Origin of the sequence: Serratia ureilytica, assembly GCF_017309605.1 — a bacterium.
Lineage (GTDB): Bacteria > Pseudomonadota > Gammaproteobacteria > Enterobacterales > Enterobacteriaceae > Serratia > Serratia ureilytica.
Map to the genome: position 1 here is coordinate 3016815 of NZ_CP071320.1, position 15064 is coordinate 3031878.

The 15064-nt window shown below is 56.8% G+C and carries 21 protein-coding genes; 8 read left to right on the forward strand and 13 right to left on the reverse strand.

What is annotated here, in order from left to right:
- Window positions 1-56: 56 nt before the first annotated feature.
- From J0X03_RS14095 to dcuR, 3 genes are all read left to right on the forward strand, one after another.
- Window positions 57-899 carry a class I fructose-bisphosphate aldolase gene (locus J0X03_RS14095; protein WP_033642729.1) on the forward strand — a complete coding sequence of 281 codons (843 nt, stop codon included), beginning with the start codon at window positions 57-59 and terminating at the stop codon, window positions 897-899.
- A 125-nt stretch (window positions 900-1024) separates the two neighbouring features.
- Window positions 1025-2638 (forward strand): sensor histidine kinase, encoded by a 1614-nt coding sequence (locus J0X03_RS14100; protein ID WP_033642728.1) that lies wholly within the window; start codon window positions 1025-1027, stop codon window positions 2636-2638.
- Entirely contained in the window at window positions 2631-3350 is a 720-nt protein-coding gene (dcuR, locus tag J0X03_RS14105) for a two-component system response regulator DcuR (protein ID WP_033642727.1), read from the forward strand. The genes J0X03_RS14100 and dcuR overlap by 8 nt, the downstream gene beginning before the upstream one ends.
- A gap of 37 nt (window positions 3351-3387) precedes the next feature.
- On the opposite strand, the gene J0X03_RS14110 is transcribed toward dcuR, so the two are convergent.
- The 6 genes from J0X03_RS14110 to fabV all read right to left on the reverse strand — a co-directional run bounded on the left by J0X03_RS14110 (window position 3388) and on the right by fabV (window position 7324).
- Window positions 3388-3723: a hypothetical protein gene (locus J0X03_RS14110; RefSeq protein ID WP_160204183.1), complete on the reverse strand. Its 336-nt coding sequence runs from the start codon at window positions 3721-3723 to the stop codon at window positions 3388-3390.
- A 33-nt stretch (window positions 3724-3756) separates the two neighbouring features.
- The gene (locus J0X03_RS14115; protein WP_160204182.1) at window positions 3757-4182 is read right to left on the reverse strand and encodes a hypothetical protein; all 426 of its coding nucleotides are present in this window, start codon (window positions 4180-4182) and stop codon (window positions 3757-3759) included.
- A 61-nt stretch (window positions 4183-4243) separates the two neighbouring features.
- Window positions 4244-4543: a hypothetical protein gene (locus J0X03_RS14120; RefSeq protein ID WP_033642724.1), complete on the reverse strand. Its 300-nt coding sequence runs from the start codon at window positions 4541-4543 to the stop codon at window positions 4244-4246.
- 637 nt (window positions 4544-5180) lie between these two features.
- A complete protein-coding gene (locus J0X03_RS14125) occupies window positions 5181-5396 on the reverse strand; it encodes a helix-turn-helix domain-containing protein (protein WP_025302459.1) in 216 nt (71 codons plus the stop codon).
- 7 nt (window positions 5397-5403) lie between these two features.
- Window positions 5404-5967, reverse strand: coding sequence for a DUF2975 domain-containing protein (locus tag J0X03_RS14130; RefSeq protein WP_069100045.1), 564 nt, complete (start codon window positions 5965-5967; stop codon window positions 5404-5406).
- Between the two features lie 157 nt (window positions 5968-6124).
- The gene (fabV, locus tag J0X03_RS14135) at window positions 6125-7324 is read right to left on the reverse strand and encodes an enoyl-ACP reductase FabV (protein ID WP_033642722.1); all 1200 of its coding nucleotides are present in this window, start codon (window positions 7322-7324) and stop codon (window positions 6125-6127) included.
- 276 nt (window positions 7325-7600) lie between these two features.
- Between fabV and J0X03_RS14140 the strand changes: the two genes are divergently transcribed.
- On the forward strand, window positions 7601-8377 hold the full coding sequence (locus J0X03_RS14140) for a DUF4225 domain-containing protein (protein ID WP_157993238.1): 777 nt from the start codon (window positions 7601-7603) through the stop codon (window positions 8375-8377).
- Entirely contained in the window at window positions 8377-8679 is a 303-nt protein-coding gene (locus tag J0X03_RS14145) for a hypothetical protein (RefSeq protein ID WP_016928136.1), read from the forward strand. The genes J0X03_RS14140 and J0X03_RS14145 overlap by 1 nt, the downstream gene beginning before the upstream one ends.
- A gap of 50 nt (window positions 8680-8729) precedes the next feature.
- Here the strand turns inward: J0X03_RS14145 and J0X03_RS14150 are convergent, their stop codons facing one another.
- Window positions 8730-9080: a DUF4377 domain-containing protein gene (locus tag J0X03_RS14150; RefSeq protein WP_122017089.1), complete on the reverse strand. Its 351-nt coding sequence runs from the start codon at window positions 9078-9080 to the stop codon at window positions 8730-8732.
- A 248-nt stretch (window positions 9081-9328) separates the two neighbouring features.
- Here J0X03_RS14150 and J0X03_RS14155 point away from each other — a divergent pair, with 248 nt between their 5' ends.
- Window positions 9329-9673: a hypothetical protein gene (locus J0X03_RS14155; protein WP_033642719.1), complete on the forward strand. Its 345-nt coding sequence runs from the start codon at window positions 9329-9331 to the stop codon at window positions 9671-9673.
- Between the two features lie 74 nt (window positions 9674-9747).
- The gene (locus J0X03_RS14160) at window positions 9748-9966 is read left to right on the forward strand and encodes a hypothetical protein (RefSeq protein WP_122017095.1); all 219 of its coding nucleotides are present in this window, start codon (window positions 9748-9750) and stop codon (window positions 9964-9966) included.
- Here the strand turns inward: J0X03_RS14160 and J0X03_RS14165 are convergent.
- The 5 genes from J0X03_RS14165 to ftnA all read right to left on the reverse strand — a co-directional run bounded on the left by J0X03_RS14165 (window position 9963) and on the right by ftnA (window position 13381).
- A complete protein-coding gene (locus tag J0X03_RS14165) occupies window positions 9963-10367 on the reverse strand; it encodes a hypothetical protein (RefSeq protein ID WP_122017090.1) in 405 nt (134 codons plus the stop codon). The two genes, J0X03_RS14160 and J0X03_RS14165, sit on opposite strands and share 4 nt — an antisense overlap.
- Before the next feature lie 490 nt (window positions 10368-10857).
- Window positions 10858-11199: a YebY family protein gene (locus J0X03_RS14170; RefSeq protein ID WP_016928154.1), complete on the reverse strand. Its 342-nt coding sequence runs from the start codon at window positions 11197-11199 to the stop codon at window positions 10858-10860.
- Window positions 11200-11268: 69 nt separating this feature from the next.
- Window positions 11269-12150 (reverse strand): copper homeostasis membrane protein CopD, encoded by an 882-nt coding sequence (gene copD / locus J0X03_RS14175; protein ID WP_072627805.1) that lies wholly within the window; start codon window positions 12148-12150, stop codon window positions 11269-11271.
- 2 nt (window positions 12151-12152) lie between these two features.
- Complete coding sequence (gene yobA / locus J0X03_RS14180) at window positions 12153-12536, reverse strand: CopC domain-containing protein YobA (RefSeq protein ID WP_004940886.1); 384 nt, start codon at window positions 12534-12536, stop codon at window positions 12153-12155.
- Between the two features lie 326 nt (window positions 12537-12862).
- On the reverse strand, window positions 12863-13381 hold the full coding sequence (gene ftnA / locus J0X03_RS14185) for a non-heme ferritin (protein ID WP_033642716.1): 519 nt from the start codon (window positions 13379-13381) through the stop codon (window positions 12863-12865).
- 340 nt (window positions 13382-13721) lie between these two features.
- Here ftnA and J0X03_RS14190 point away from each other — a divergent pair, with 340 nt between their 5' ends.
- Entirely contained in the window at window positions 13722-13952 is a 231-nt protein-coding gene (locus tag J0X03_RS14190; protein ID WP_033642715.1) for a DNA polymerase III subunit theta, read from the forward strand.
- A gap of 31 nt (window positions 13953-13983) precedes the next feature.
- On the opposite strand, the gene pip is transcribed toward J0X03_RS14190, so the two are convergent.
- Window positions 13984-14937 (reverse strand): prolyl aminopeptidase, encoded by a 954-nt coding sequence (gene pip, locus J0X03_RS14195; protein ID WP_089192588.1) that lies wholly within the window; start codon window positions 14935-14937, stop codon window positions 13984-13986.
- Window positions 14938-15064: the final 127 nt, after the last annotated feature.

Below are 15064 nucleotides of genomic sequence, written 5' to 3' on the forward strand. Positions count from 1 at the left end.
CCCGACCATCCTTACTCGGCAATAATGGACATATCCCTATCTCAGGAGGACCTGACATGCAGCTCAGCAGTAAGGTGCGGATGAACCGCCTGTTCAATAACGGCAAGTGCCTGGATGTGGCGATCGATCACGGCATCGCCAACGAACCAGATTTCTTAATCGGTCTGGAAGATATCGAACGGGTGATGGGCAACCTGATCGCCGCGCGCCCCGACGCCATTCAGGTCAACTACGGCCAGGCGGAGCTGCTGCAGCGCGCGCCGCAGCGCGAAAAGCCGGCGCTGGTGATGCGCACCGACGTCGGCAACGCCTATAACGCAGCACGCCACCGTGAGATGTGGGCGGTGTTGCACAACCCGGAAGCGCCGATCCTCGCCGCGCTGCAAATGGACGCCGCCGCGGTGGTGGTCAATCTGTATATGATCCCGGATGAACCCGGCATTTTCCGCCAGTGCGTAGAGAACATCGGCCGCCTGCGCCACGCCTGCGATCGCTACGCCATGCCGCTGATGATCGAACCGCTGGTGATGGCCCCGGCCGGCCAGGGCGCCGCCTACGGGTCGCTCGGCGACGTGGAAAAGATCGTGCCGCTGGTGCGGCTGGCGCGCGAACTGGGTGCCGACATCATCAAGGCCGACCCGACCGAACGGGTGGAAGATTTCCACCGCGTGGTGGAAGCGGCGCGCTGCCCGACGCTGGTGCGCGGCGGCGGCAAGGGGGAGCTGGGCCCGGTGCTGGAGAAATCCGCGGCGCTGATGGCCCAGGGCGCGTCCGGCATGGTCTATGGCCGCAACGTGTATCAACACAGCAATCCGTCGCAGGTGGTGCGCGCCCTGATGGCGATCATCCATCAAGGCGCCAGCGGCCAACAGGCGCTGGAGATCTACCACCAGCAGTGACCCGCTTTTGTAACTAAAATAACCCCTTCGCGACCCGGCAGCATGCTATAACCTGCTGCCGGTAACTGCAGCTTGCCTCATTCCTCGCTAGAATACGCCGTGATATCGCCATTCGGAGAACCGCCATGCCAAAACAACGGGTGCCGCTCAAGCTGAGCACCTCCATCACGCTGATGGTGTCCGCCATCATCGCTTCGGTGCTGCTGGTGGTGTTCGCGCTGTTTTTCGTGCAGATGAGCCGCGAAGGGCAAGATCAGCTGCAGCAAAAAGCCATCGCTATCGCCAACACGCTGGCGCTCTCGAGCACCGTGATAGACGGCCTGCAGCGACGCGATCAAAGCGGCGCCGTGCAGCGCTTCGCCGAGCAGGTGCGCCATCAAAACGAGCTGCTGTTCGTGGTGGTGGTGGATATGCAGGGCATCCGCTATTCGCATCCCAAACCCTGGCTGATCGGCAAACATTTCATCGGCGAAGATCTGGCGCCGGCGCTGCAGGGCAACGTCAACAGCGCCATCAACCGCGGCACGCTGGCCCCGGCGCTGCGGGTGTTCGTGCCGGTGTATGACGAGCAGCGGCGGCAAATCGGCGTGGTGGCGCTCGGCATCGCGCTGGACACCGTGCAGCGGGTGGTGGCCGAAAGCCGCTGGATCATCTATTGGACCATCGCCTTCGCCGCGCTGGTCGGCAGCCTGGGCACTTTTTTCCTGGTCTCCGCGCTCAAACGCATCATGCTGGGTTTCGAGCCTTACGAAATCTCCACCCTGTTCGAGCAGCGCAACGCCATGCTGCAGTCGATTAAAGAAGGCGTGATCGCGGTCGATAATGATTCCCGCATCACCATCGTCAACGACGAGGCCAAGCGCCTGCTGCGCCAGAGCGGCCCGGTGGAAAACCTGCTGCTGGACGCCGCCAGCAAGCATTGGCCGGCACAGCTGCATCTGGCGGAAGTGCTGGCCAGCGGCAAACCGCTGCGCGATCGACAGATCAGCTTCAACGGCAGCGAACTGCTGACCAATACCGTGCCGGTGATCGTCAACGGCCAGGTGACCGGCGCCATCGCCACCTTCCGCGACAAGACCGAGGTCAGCCGGCTGCTGCAGCGCCTGAGCGGCATGGCGCACTACGCCGATGCCCTGCGGGTGCAGTCGCACGAATTTATGAACAAGCTGCACGTGATACTCGGCATGCTGCACATGAAGGCTTATCAGCAGTTGGAAAACTACATCATCAATACCGCCAGCAACTACCAGGAAGAGATCGGCGCGCTGCTGCGCAAGATCCACTCGCCGGAAGTGGCGGGCTTCTTCATTGGCAAGATCAGCCGCGCCCACGAAGCCGGCATCGAACTGACCATCGAGGAAACCAGCCTGCTGCCGGAAACCGACGACGCGGAAACCACGCACGTGCTGATCAGCGTGCTCGGCAACCTGATCGAAAACGCCATCGACGCCATCGACGGCGTTGAAGGCCACGAGATCGGCCTGAGCTTCCATCACCACGACGATCAATTACACTGTATCGTCAGCGACGACGGCCCCGGCATCGATCCGGCGATCGCCGCGCACATCTTTGAACACGGATTTTCCACCAAGGGAACGGGACGCGGCATCGGCCTGGCGCTGATCCGCAGCCATCTGGAGAAACTGGGCGGCGGCATCGATGTCGAGTCCGAACCGGGCGAGCTGACCCAATTTTTCGTGCACCTTCCCTATCAGGCCAAGAGCGAAACCCATGATTAACGTACTGATTGTCGACGACGACCCGATGGTGGCGGAGCTGAACAAATACTACCTGAGCCAGATCGGCGGTTTTCACTGCCAGGCGACGGTCGCCACCCTGGGCCAGGCGCGCGCCCTGCTGGCCGACGCCAGCGTCAGCATCGATCTGGTGCTGCTGGATATCTACATGCAGCAGGAAAACGGGCTGGATCTGCTGCCCGGCCTGCGCGAGCTCGGCGAGAAGACCGATGTGATCATCATCTCTTCCGCCAGCGATGTGAACACAGTGCAAAAGGCGCTGCACTACGGCGTGGTGGATTACCTGATCAAGCCGTTCCAGTTCAGCCGCTTCAAAGAGGCGCTCAGCCACTATCGACAACAGTCGCAGCTGCTGGCGCAGCGCGAGTTTTCGCAGGCTGACGTCGACAGCCTGCTGCGCCGCCAGCCCGGCGGCCAGGAGAGCAAAAAGCTGCCGAAGGGCCTGACCAGCATCACCCTGAGCACGGTCTGCGAGTGGATAGAACAGCAGCACGACAGCGAATTCTCCACCGACAACCTGGCCAACGCCATCGGCATTTCGCGGGTGTCCTGCCGCAAGTACCTCATCTATCTGGCGGAAAGTGGCATTCTCGGCACCCGCATTCTGTACGGCGCGACGGGCCGCCCGGTCTATCTGTATCAGCTGAAGCCGGACGCGATCGCCATGCTGAAAGAGCATTGCCGCCCGGCATAAACGACGCCGGGCGCAGAAAGCGCCCGGACGTTGAAAGCTAGAAGTTGTACATGTAACACCTCGCCTCGCGGTGAGGATCTTTCGAATGTATCCGCAGGCAGCGCTGCTTTTTCTGCTGTTGCTCCAGGTGACGCTGCTGTCGCTTGGCGGCTTCTGCGGCCTCGCGCTGCTGCTCACGCGCGATCGCCTGCTCATTGGCCTGCGTCAGGCTGTCGACATTCCACACCTTGTGGCGCAGCGCGCTGCGTTTTTTCTGGTACTCCTCGGGGACTTTATTGTCCTTTGGCGGCGCCGCGTGGTATTCCAAATCCACCCGCGCCTGCGCAAAGCAGGCGCAACACAGGGCCACGCCGGCCAACACTAGCCTTTTCATCGATAAACTCCTGACAAATCCCTGTTCTCATCTTTAGCAATTCAGCGGCCGGCCATTCAGCCAGGCGCGGCAATAAACGCCGACAAACGGCCGATGCGGCCCCGTCAGAGACGTCCGCCGCAGACGCAGCGACAGGCAGCGGACGATATCGGCACCCTGCTCACAGGCCGTTCGGGCGCTCTGATGCCCCTGCGCGGAAGGTCTCGCCGCTTCCTGCGTTTGCAACCGGATTTCCAACGCTTCCCGCTCCGCACGCAGCCGCGCCAGCTGCATGCGCTCCGCCTGAATCTGTTCAGCCAACCAAATATGCTGCAACAAGCCATCCAGCCGCGCCGGACACCCCGCCGCAGAGGGACTTTCCGTCGAGGCGCCGGGCGAGGAATGGCGATCGATGAACGCCTGACTGCAAAATGAGGCCAGCAGCGCCAGCGCCGCAGCGATTAACGAAGGTAGTTTCAATACACAAGCTCCATGAATAAGCCGACTGGGGCGCGCCGCGAAAAACGACGCAGAGAACCGTTCAACAGCCGTTGAGTGAAGACACCTGAGGCTCCGCGGGATCGGGCGCATGTTGCCCTCCCGTCGCCGGCGCTTTCGCGTTTTCGGCATCGCATTCCGCCAGACGCGCCAAGGTTTCGGCCTCATTCTCCGTGGGCGGGGTCGGCTCAGCCATCTCTTGTCGCAGGCCATGCGCCAGCTCTTTCAATTTCTTCTGAAACAGCACGGGAGAAATTCCCTCGCATTGCCGATCGTAACGGGCCGCATTTGCTTGCAGACTCAACAACGACATTATCAACATGGCGACAATACGCTTTGCCATTGAAAACTCCTGTAAGGATGTCTGGGTATGTTGATATATATTCAACAAGCAGAGATTCATCGTTTAAAGATAAATAACGCATCGGAAAAACAGAGTAGCGAATTAATAATAAACCGTTCCACAATATCTTTGAGATAACGTCTGCCGCCCCGCCGAATAAAGAGCGGCGGTTAGCGCCCCCCTATTTTCGACCAGTCCAGCGTAGCGCCGATACCGACCCGGCCTTCATTCAGCACGGCAGCGGCGGATTCGCCGGCGATAATGCGCTGTTTCTGTTCTCGCGTTGCGGGCTGCGGTGTTCCCCAATTCCCCCAGTGAGTGGAGGAGGATGAGGATGAAACAGTGGGGTGAATGGCACTGCATCCGTTTAATACAAGACACAATGCCAGAAGAGAATTACGCCATGTCATACTATTTCCCTTAAAATAACGCTATTGGTAGTGACGGTAAATGAAAAACGAGTTTATTTAGTTTAATAACTTTCGCCGCATGCAATCGCCTGCGACAAAAAGAATACGCAAGTGTTAATCACCCGTTATTTTAATTAACCTGAATCAAACAAATATCGTTCAATAAGACAACGCTAATCGCAGAAATGGGCCAGCAGGCTCAGCGCACTTCCGAGTGCGCTGGGATCTTACTCTTCGCCGTCCGGCTGCCAGGCCAGCAGATCGCCAGGCTGGCAGTCGAGAATGCGGCAGATCTTGTCCAGCGTTTCCAGCCTGACTCCCTTGACCTTGCCGTTTTTCAACAGAGACAGGTTTTGCTCGGTGATCCCCACCTGCTCCGCCAGCTCCTTTGAACGCATCTTCCTTTTGGCCAACATGACATCAAGACTTACGATTATTGCCACTCTATTCTCACACGAAAGAAAGCTGTTCTTCATTCAGCCGCAACGCTTCCAGAAATACCCGGCTAAATACCAGGATTGCGCAGCCTACGATCAGCGAGCGCACCGACTCGCTATTGACGCCATAATAAAGGATAAACAGCATTTTTTCATCGGCGGTCAATACCATCACCTGCAGCAGACCGGCTAACGACGGGAACAACACAGCGACGATCAGCAAGATGCCAATGATCTGCAACAGCACCATATTGTTGCGATGCCACACGTTGCCGCGGAAGAATTGATAAAACAGCCCAGCGCCGCACAGCAGCGCGCTGTAATAGGGCAAATAACCGAGCATGTCGATAACCAGCGTGGCGAACAGCGCCCAGCGTTGCTGCGGGATCGCGTAGGCGAGCAGCTCCGGGTAATATTCCCGGTAAGAGGCGACGATATCGCGATAGGCTACGCCCTGCAGCCAGTCCCGCACGATGATGAACATCTCAACGCCGGTGCTGACGATCAGCATCGCCATAATGAGCAAACACAGACAACGCACATACAGCGGCAGATGGATCCTTGGCGCAGCGCCCATAATTTTCTATCCCTTAATCAACAGCAATAAATTATCGTAAAACGATAATTTATTGCTGTCAATGATCAAGTGGACTGATGAGTCAGGCGGTGGTCGCCAACGCGCGGACAATAAAAAAGGCCGGGCTAACCCGACCTTGTTTGATCGCTCGACGCGCTTAGACCAGTTCGATCACATCGAAGTTGGCTTCGCCGCTCAGATCGGCATCGTAATCAACGCCCTGCAGACCGAAGCCGAACAGGCGCAGGAATTCCGCCTTGTAGCCCTGGTAATCGGTCAGTTCGTTGATGTTGCTGTCGTTCAACTGCTTCCAGATTTCACGGCAGGTTTCCTGCACTTCGTCACGCAGTTCCCAGTCATCCAGGCGCAGACGGTGTTTCTCGTCGGTATCCGGCGCCGCACCGCTGTACAGCTTGGTGGCGAACAGACGCTGGATCTGCTCGATGCAGCCTTCGTGAATGCCCTGCTCCTTCATGATCTTGAACACGATGGAGATATACAGCGGCATCACCGGAATGGCGGAAGAAGCCTGTGTCACCACCGACTTGAGCACCGCAACGTAAGCCGCGCCGCCTTTGGCCTGCAGCTTCTGGTTGATGGCGTGCGCCGCGCGATCCAGATCTTCTTTCGCCTTGCCCAGCGTACCGTGCCAATAGATTGGCCAGGTCAGATCGGTACCGATGTAGGAGTAAGCGACAGACTGCGCGTTATCCGCCAGCACGCCCGCTTCGTCCAGCGCGTCCATCCACAGCTGCCAGTCCTGGCCGCCCATCACCTTCACGGTGTCGGCGATTTCTTGCTCGTTGGCCGGCTCGACCACGGCCTCAACCAGCACGTCTTTGTTGGTGTCCAGCGCGACGGATTTGTACGGCTCGCCGATCGGCTTCAGTGCGGAACGCACCACTTCGCCGGTTTCCGGCATCTTACGCACCGGCGAAGCCAGCGAGTAAACCACCAGGTCAACCTGACCCAGGTCTTTCTTGATCAGATCGATAACGGTCTGACGGCACTCGTTGGAAAATGCGTCACCGTTGATGCTTTTCGCGTACAGGCCTTCTTCTTTAGCTGCCTTGTCGAAACCGGCGGAGTTGTACCAACCGGCGGAACCGGTTTTGCCTTCGCTGCCAGGCTTCTCGAAAAATACGCCGATGGTGGCCGCACCGCTGCCGAAAGCGGCATTGATGCGCGAGGCCAGACCGTAACCGGTGGATGCACCAATGACCAGCACCTTTTTAGGCCCGTTTTTCAGTTCGCCGCGCGACTTAACGTAGGCGATTTGCTCACGGACGTTGGCTTCACAGCCTGCCGGGTGAGCGGTGGTGCAGATAAAACCACGAATTTTAGGTTTGATAATCATAGTAATTTTTTCTTGGTAGCTAAAAACCGAAGGACAATATACCTGATTTTCTCGATATACTTAAGAAAGTGCGAAAACAAGCGCAGTGAACAGACCAGTTTAGTCGAGGGATCAGGGTTGCCCAACTCCGCATCGTGATGCCTCCACGCGCCACGCTTCGCACCCTCAGCGCGTTCAAGCCTTCCCTCTTAAAATCAGCAAAAGTTGATCATGCTTCTGGCGTTGCGTTATGGTGTGGCTGTTTTTCGGTCGAAATCCAGGGAGGAACAAAGAAAAATGGATAATCCACTGTTACTAAAGGAACGTTTAAATACCTACTCGCAAACGATGGCTCGTCAACAAGGACGTATGCTTTTAGAACTCTCAGAGCGCGTTAATAGGGACTTTTTAAAAGATCGGACAGTCGGTAATGCCTTCAGACATGAGATGCACTGCTTTGTGAATGATAAATTGCAAAAATGCCAACAAGTAGGTGAAGCGGCGAATGTTGCAATGAGAGAAATGAAGCAAGAATATCAATCGCTTTCTGAGCAAGAGCGCTTATTGCGAACTGACGCCGTGACACCTTATGCCGTAATGAGAAAGAAAGTCAGTCATGACGCCGTAGTGACCTACGTGTTAGCCGGCGTTGGCTTCCTCTCGGGAATAGCACAAATTTTACTCGGCGTGGGCTTGGATTGGACTGGCGTCGGAGCCATTCCAGGAACGTTACTTTTAATCAATGGCATCAATAATGTCTACGAAAACGGTTATACGCTGTTATTTGGCAAGAATACTATTGGTCCAGGCCGAATGATGTACCGTTCTGCGGCTTCAACGCTAGGCTATTCCCATTCAGCAGCAGACATGGCGTTAGGTGGCGTAGACTTACTGTTATCAGGCTATGGTTTACTAAAACTGTCGCTGAAACCAGAAGCCTGGCGATTATTTCGCTACATCAATACAGACTATATTCGCGGTTGGAGAAACATGGGAAGAACCAGCTTGATGCTTGAAGGTGGCGCAGATGTCTCAACCCTTAATTCCATTTATAAAGGCAGCCAGGAACAGTGATGGAACCAACTTTATATTATATTCTTTCTACTCTCGCTGCCGCGGCCTGTCTGGCCGTGAAATACGGCTTCAGACCGCCTCTGGGTTCCAAGGGTTATGTCGTTCTGGTTACGATATGTTTTTTAATCCTTTGCTGGCAATTTACCCTTTTTGCCAACGGCAACGCGATGTTTATTGCTGACTCTGAAACATGGACCAAAGAAAATTGGCCTCTACGCTACTGTGCGTTGGGGTTTGCTCTTGCACATGCCTTCGCCACTTTCGAATCCTCCAGAAGAAAGAAAAAAGACAAACTTTCCTGAAGTCGTCACCACCAAATGAAACGCCATTTGGTGGTGACAAGGTAGATCCATTACGCCTTGTTCTTTTCCAACTGCTCGATCAGCGTGTAACGCAGCGATGAGGCGTCGGCCGGTACGTTCTCCACCGGGGTGACGCGCACTTTCAGCCGATACTGATAGCCCGGTTCGAAGGTGAAACCCTCGATGCCGGTATAGAACAACTCCCACGGCTGCTGCGCGGAGCGGCGCACCTGCATGCACTTCATCGGGCCGACGCCCACGCAGTCCACCAGCGCGCTGTTGACCAGCAACACTTCCGTTTGGCCGCCTTTCTCGTTCTCGGGCTGATTCATCGAGGTTCCCTCCTGGCTGCAGCCGGCCAGCGCGGCCAACGCAACAAATAACAACGCTTTAATTTTCAATGTACTGCACCAATAGTCATCCAGGGGCGCCATGCTAACAAATTAACCGGCTCAAGAGAACGGATAGCGATACGGATCCACACGCCCAAAATATCATTCCTCGGTGCTCTATCAGTCTGGAAAATATCGCAAAATAAACCCCCTGTTCTTATCCGAACCGGTAATTACCCCCGCTATTTTTTCTGTTAAAAACAGCTGGCTTGCGCAAGCTTTACTGAATTTAACTGAATCGATAAAGAGGGAATTTTATGCAAGAGATCGATGCCAAACACTTTCACCTGATCGCCGGCGCCGGTAACTTTGCCGACAACCGCGGCAGCAATGGCCGCGTCAACAACAACGGCGGCAACAAGAACGGGGGCGGGTCATCCAATCAGGGATTCTACGGCAAGCACACCTCGCCGGATTGCGTTAACGGCGTGATCACCGGTTCTCTGGGCGGCCTTGGCGGCCTGGCGGTGGGCGCGCTCAACGGCGGCTGTTTCAAGGAAGGCAGCAAAGGCGGCGGCAACGTCGGTATGGGGAAAGGCGGCAACAAAAACAGCGGCAGCAACTGCAATAGTAATAAAGGCGGCAATACCTGTTCGCGCTAAGCGGTTTTAATTAATCAAAGCCCCGGCTGAGCCTCTCCGTTCGGTCGGTGCTTTCCGTATTTTTGGTGATAACCATGTTTAAACTGTTTCGTACCTTATGCCTGCTGCTCGGCTTCTGGATCGCCACCCTGTTGCTCAGCGGCGCGGGGGTCTCCTTTACCCACGGCTACGCCGCGCCTAAAAATCTGTCGCATTTCGTCGTCTCGCTGGTGGTGGTCGGCGCCATCCTGCTGTGGACCCATAAATTGCTGCGGTTCTTTTTTGCCGAGAAATTTGAGAGGAAACCGCGTTAAACCGTGTTCTTATTGGGAGCGCCGCCCACAACGATAAAACCGGCATCGCGAATCGCCGCCTTAACCTGCCTGGCGTCCATCACGGCCGTTTTCACATAGCCAAAAAAGGCCACCCGTGCGCTGGGCAAACGGATTGGCGTCGCCAGTTGGGCCATAAGATCACGATTGCGCTGCGCCATCAGCTCGGCGCGCGCATGCCAAAACGCGGTGGCGTCGGCGCGTGTTTCAGTGGCGGAGTCGAACCGAGAGGCCAACTCGCTGAGCGCCTCCCACTCCGCCAACAGGGCGGCGATCACTTCAGGATTAGCCACCTGCTCCCAGTCAGAGGGTAAGGCCCCCTCACGCCACGCCTCGAGATAGCCGGGCAACATCATCTTTAATTGACTCAATTGCTCGTTCACTGCGGGTTACCTTTTATAGCGCCTGATGCCGGGATATTTCCCATAATGACACTCTCGTTAAACCGTTGATGGGAGCAATGGTCGAAGCTTATCAGCGCCATAGATGACGTAATGACTTTTGGTGCGGCCAAATTAGCGATAGGTGCGGTTGGGGGGTGAGACGGGAGCTCGGGCTGATGGCTGTGACGCGAAAAGAGAAACGGGGATTGTTGCTGGCGTCTTAGGTGAAATTTACTTATAAATCAATCACACAAAAAAAGACCGAATACGATTCCTATATTCGGTCTAGGGAAATGGCTCTTGGGAGAGAGCCGTGCGCTAAAAGTTGGCATTTAATGCAGGGCTTGTTCAGCCGTGCACTATAAGAGTAGCCTACCGCGCCAGTTTTGCCAGCCGCCCGGCGGCCGCGTGATAGTTTCGTGACGAAATAACTATGCGGCAAATGCGCATCAATCTGCGCGCGCTGGGCAAGGCGTTGGCAAACAAGCGGTTAGTCAGCGCACAGCTTCTCGGCGCGTTCGATAAACGGCGCCATGCTCATTTTCTTCCCCGGTTCAGCGGGATCGTCCAGCAGGATCACGTCCAGCGGTTGCGCGCGCTGATGGCCCTTCTTCACCTGCTGCTCCGCCGCGTCGTTGAGCGGGTATTGCATCAGGGTGCTGTTGTTGAGCACGAACAGCGCGCCGCCGCTGCGGCACTGCAGCGTCACCTCTTCCTTGGTGAACGCCCACTGTTTGCCGTACTCCAGTTTGGTGATGTTAACCAGTTTGTCTGCCGCCAGCGCGCCGGTCGCGGTTGCCAGCAGCGTAATGCCGAGTAATACCGATTTCATGTGATGGCCTTAAGATTGCTATTCGCGTCGATTTTCCCGCAGCTTGCCGGCCTGCGGCAAGCTGAAATGTCAAACCGGCGCATAGGTTGCAAATAAACTGACCAGCAGCAGCACCGCCATCCCCAGCCCGACTTCGAGCCAGCAGGCCAGCACCACCCCGCGCTGCGCCAGCGCCGGTACGCGGCTCATCGCCGGCACGATGGCGTAGCGATTGGCCAGCGCCACCATCACCATCAGCGCCACCAGCGCGGTTTTGATCAGCAGCAGGCGCTGATAAGGCGAGCTGAGATTAAGCGGCCAACCGCCGAGTATGATCAGGCTGTTGACGATGCCGGTAACGATCACCGCCGCCACCGCCAGGTGCCCCCAGCGCGAGAAACGGATCAGCGTGGTGATGGCGTCGCTGCGCCACTGCGGCGGCTGCAGGTAGCGCAGGCAAACCAGCAGCGGCGCCAGACTGCCGAACCAGTAACCAGCGGCCAGCAGGTGCGCCGCATGGTTGGCGCGGTGCAGCGCACCCAGCGCGCCTTCGTGCATCGCCGCGTGGCCGATGAACGCCAGGCTCACCAGCAGCAGCGCTGAGCACAGCGCCAACGCCTGCGCGCGCGGCCGTTTCGGCAGCAGCAGGCTCAGGATCGCCAGCAGCGACAGGCCCAGATGCCAGCGCCACACTTCGCCGAAGGTGGTGCCGAGCACCGCCCACCAAACCTCCAGCCGCCAGGCGTCTTGCCAACCGTCACCCATCTGCCCAGCCTGAATGGCCAGCAGCGCCACGGCGGAAAGCCCGGCAATCCAGGTGCCGGCAAGCAGCAGCGGACGCACATCGCGGGAGAGGATCGGGGAAAGGCGCTGCGGTGCCAATAAGGCGGTGAACAGACTGATGCCAAACATCAGCATCACCGCCGCAAAGTGCACCAAGCGACACAGAACGAACAGAGTCGCCAGACTCACGATCAGTTTACGGTGAAGCTGTACTGGCCTTTGGTTTTATGCCCGTCGACCGACACCACATGCCAGCTGACGTTGTATTTGCCCGCGCTCAGCTCGCCTTCGATCGGCACGTTGACCTGGGTGTTGTTGTTCGGATCGAGCTGCAGCTTGCCGGTTTTCACCACGGCGTTATCCGGGCCGGTGATTTTCACGCCGCTGAAGTTCGGCTCGATGCCTTCGGAGAAGCTGAGAGTCAGCGCCTTCGGCGCCGGGCTGACGCTGGCGTCGGCCTTCGGCGTTTCCACTTTCAGGTGAGCGTGCGCCAACGCTTGCTGTGAAGACAAGCCAACGAACAGGACGAAAACGGTGGAAAGCAGGCGACAGGAGGAACGAATTTTACCGATCACAGTGGTATCCCTTAACAATATAAAGAGGGTCATAAGGGTTAAGGCCACAGCCAAGGCGATGTATCAGCGGCCCCAACCCACCGCAAATGATTGCGCCACGGGTAAACAGAAAAACGGGTTGTATCGGCTAACCCGCTGTTTTGACTCTACCATCCCTGTAGCGTATCGCGGTAAATCATAACGAGCACGCCTCAGCAAGTCGAGCGCATCACTGGCATTTTGCGATCCGGCAGCACGTATCGCCGCATAACCGCGATAAACGCAGGGTAAAAAAAACCACGCGTCGGGTTTGCCCCGCGCGCGGTTTTTCAATGTTCAGTCAGGGATCAGGCCTGGCCGTTGCCGCCCTGGCCCATCGCGCCCATTTTCTTCAGGTCTTTGTCGATGAAGAACAGGCCTTTGCCGCTGGTGCCCACCAGCGCCAGCTTATCCAGCACGGATTTGAACAGTTTCTCTTCTTCGTGCTGCTCCGCCACGTACCATTGCAGGAAGTTGAAGGTGGAGTAATCGTGAGAGGACATTGCCGCGTGCGCCAGCTCGTTGATCTGACGGGTGATCAGCTTCTCGTGTTCGTAGGTCTGTTCGAACACGTCCGCCAGTGACTCAAACGCCACCGGCGGGGCCGCGATGGTGCCCAGCAGCGGCAGAGAGCCGGTGTCGCTCAGGTAGTCGAACAGACGTTGCATATGCTGCATCTCTTCCTGAGAGTGCTCTTTAAGAAATGCGGCGGCGCCTTCAAAGCCTTTGTCGCTGCACCATGCGCTCATCTGCAGATACAGGTTGGCGGAGTAGAACTCCAGATTCAGTTGCTCATTCAGCTTTTGAGTCATTTCTTGCGTCAGCATAATGATTCCTTTTATTTTGCAGGTCATGAATTTAATTTCCGCGCATTATGCCCTGTCGCCGTAAAAATAAAAACACCTTATTTAAACTCAAATCATATTAATTACAAAAATCATAAATATCAATAAATTAAAATATCACCAATACATTGAGAATTAACATGAGAATTATTTAGATCTTTTATTTTAATCAAAAAGCGAATCATTCTTATTTAAAAGAATAAATAGATTGCATTACTCTTGGATAAATATCGCCCACCGCCGCGGCGCAACGGGCTTGCCAAGCGCCGCCGGGTGGATTACCTTCTGCGCAGATTCAATGCGGCAAAGTAAGGAGCATAAGGTGGGTTACAATCTGGCCGAGTTGTCCAAAGAAGAAATGGACAGGGTGAATGTGGATCTCGCCGCCTCAGGCGTGGCGTACAAAGAGCGTTACAACATGCCGGTGATCCCGGAAGTGGTGGAGCGCGAGCAGCCGGAGCCGCTGCGCGACTATTTTCGCGAGCGCGTGGCGCACTACCGCGCGGAATCCCACAAGTTTTCGCGTCTGCCTTACGAACCGAAGGCCAAATAACAAAACCCGCCGTTACGGCGGGTTTTTCGTGTCACTTGCCGGCGAATCGGTCGGTGGCGATCATCAGCTGGTGCAAAATGCCCGGTTCATCAAACGAATGCCCCGCCCCTTCCACGATATGCAGCTCCGCCTCCGGCCAGGCCTTGGCCAGATCCCAGGCGTTTTGCACCTGGCAGGCCATGTCATAGCGGCCGTGGACGATCACCGCCGGGATATGGCGGATCAGCGGCACGTTGCGCAGCAGTTGGTCATCGCTCTCCAGGAACCCCAAATGCGTGAAGTAGTGGTTTTCAATGCGGGCGAACGCCAGCGCGAAATCATCCTCGCCGAACGAAGCGGATTCACGGCTTGGCAACAGCGTCACCGTTTCCCCTTCCCACACGCTCCACAGTTTGGCCGCTTCGAGCTGCACCTGCGGATCGGCTGAAGTCAGCCGCTGCCGATAGGCAGCAATCACGTCTTTGCGCTCGTCATCCGACAGAATGGACAGCACGCGCTCCCACTTGTCCGGGAAGAAGCGCGAAGCGCCGTCCTGGTAATACCAATGCAGCTCCTGCTTGCGCAGGGTAAAGATGCCGCGCAGCACCATTTCACTGACGCGCGCCGGGTGGGTCTGCGCATAGGCGAGCGCCAGCGTAGATCCCCAGGAGCCGCCGAACACCAGCCACTGCTCGACGCCGGCCATTTCGCGCAGCCGCTCGATATCGGCCACCAAATGCCAGGTGGTGTTGTTGTCCAGGCTGGCGTGCGGACGGGAGCGGCCACAGCCGCGCTGATCGAACAGCAATACCTTGTAGCGCTCGGGATCGAACAGCTGGCGATGATGCGCAGAGATGCCGCCGCCCGGCCCGCCATGAATGAAGACCGCCGGTTTACCGTTCGGGTTGCCGCTCAGCTCCCAGTAGATCCGGTGGCCATCCCCAGTGTCCAGCCAACCGCTGTCGTATGCCGCTAACGGCGGGTACAAACCTCGTAATTGTTCCATGGCGCTTTCCGTCTCTCTGTGAGTCATGCTTTCATCAAAGCGGAAGCCGCCCGGCAGGTCAACGGTAAAACCTGAAAACTCGAACGCGCGCCGGGAACTCGGCGCGCGTTTGCTCAAAATCGCAACG

Coding starts and splice junctions, on each gene's coding strand:
- J0X03_RS14160 (WP_122017095.1), top strand. CDS start 9,748: ATGTTTAAACTGTTTCGTACCTTATGCCTGCTGCTCGGCTTCTGGATC.
- pip (WP_089192588.1), bottom strand. CDS start 14,937: ATGGAACAATTACGAGGTTTGTACCCGCCGTTAGCGGCATACGACAGC.
- ftnA (WP_033642716.1), bottom strand. CDS start 13,381: ATGCTGACGCAAGAAATGACTCAAAAGCTGAATGAGCAACTGAATCTG.
- fabV (WP_033642722.1), bottom strand. CDS start 7,324: ATGATTATCAAACCTAAAATTCGTGGTTTTATCTGCACCACCGCTCAC.
- J0X03_RS14120 (WP_033642724.1), bottom strand. CDS start 4,543: ATGGCAAAGCGTATTGTCGCCATGTTGATAATGTCGTTGTTGAGTCTG.
- J0X03_RS14155 (WP_033642719.1), top strand. CDS start 9,329: ATGCAAGAGATCGATGCCAAACACTTTCACCTGATCGCCGGCGCCGGT.
- J0X03_RS14110 (WP_160204183.1), bottom strand. CDS start 3,723: ATGAAAAGGCTAGTGTTGGCCGGCGTGGCCCTGTGTTGCGCCTGCTTT.
- J0X03_RS14130 (WP_069100045.1), bottom strand. CDS start 5,967: ATGGGCGCTGCGCCAAGGATCCATCTGCCGCTGTATGTGCGTTGTCTG.
- J0X03_RS14095 (WP_033642729.1), top strand. CDS start 57: ATGCAGCTCAGCAGTAAGGTGCGGATGAACCGCCTGTTCAATAACGGC.
- dcuR (WP_033642727.1), top strand. CDS start 2,631: ATGATTAACGTACTGATTGTCGACGACGACCCGATGGTGGCGGAGCTG.
- J0X03_RS14145 (WP_016928136.1), top strand. CDS start 8,377: ATGGAACCAACTTTATATTATATTCTTTCTACTCTCGCTGCCGCGGCC.
- J0X03_RS14140 (WP_157993238.1), top strand. CDS start 7,601: ATGGATAATCCACTGTTACTAAAGGAACGTTTAAATACCTACTCGCAA.
- J0X03_RS14170 (WP_016928154.1), bottom strand. CDS start 11,199: ATGAAATCGGTATTACTCGGCATTACGCTGCTGGCAACCGCGACCGGC.
- J0X03_RS14100 (WP_033642728.1), top strand. CDS start 1,025: ATGCCAAAACAACGGGTGCCGCTCAAGCTGAGCACCTCCATCACGCTG.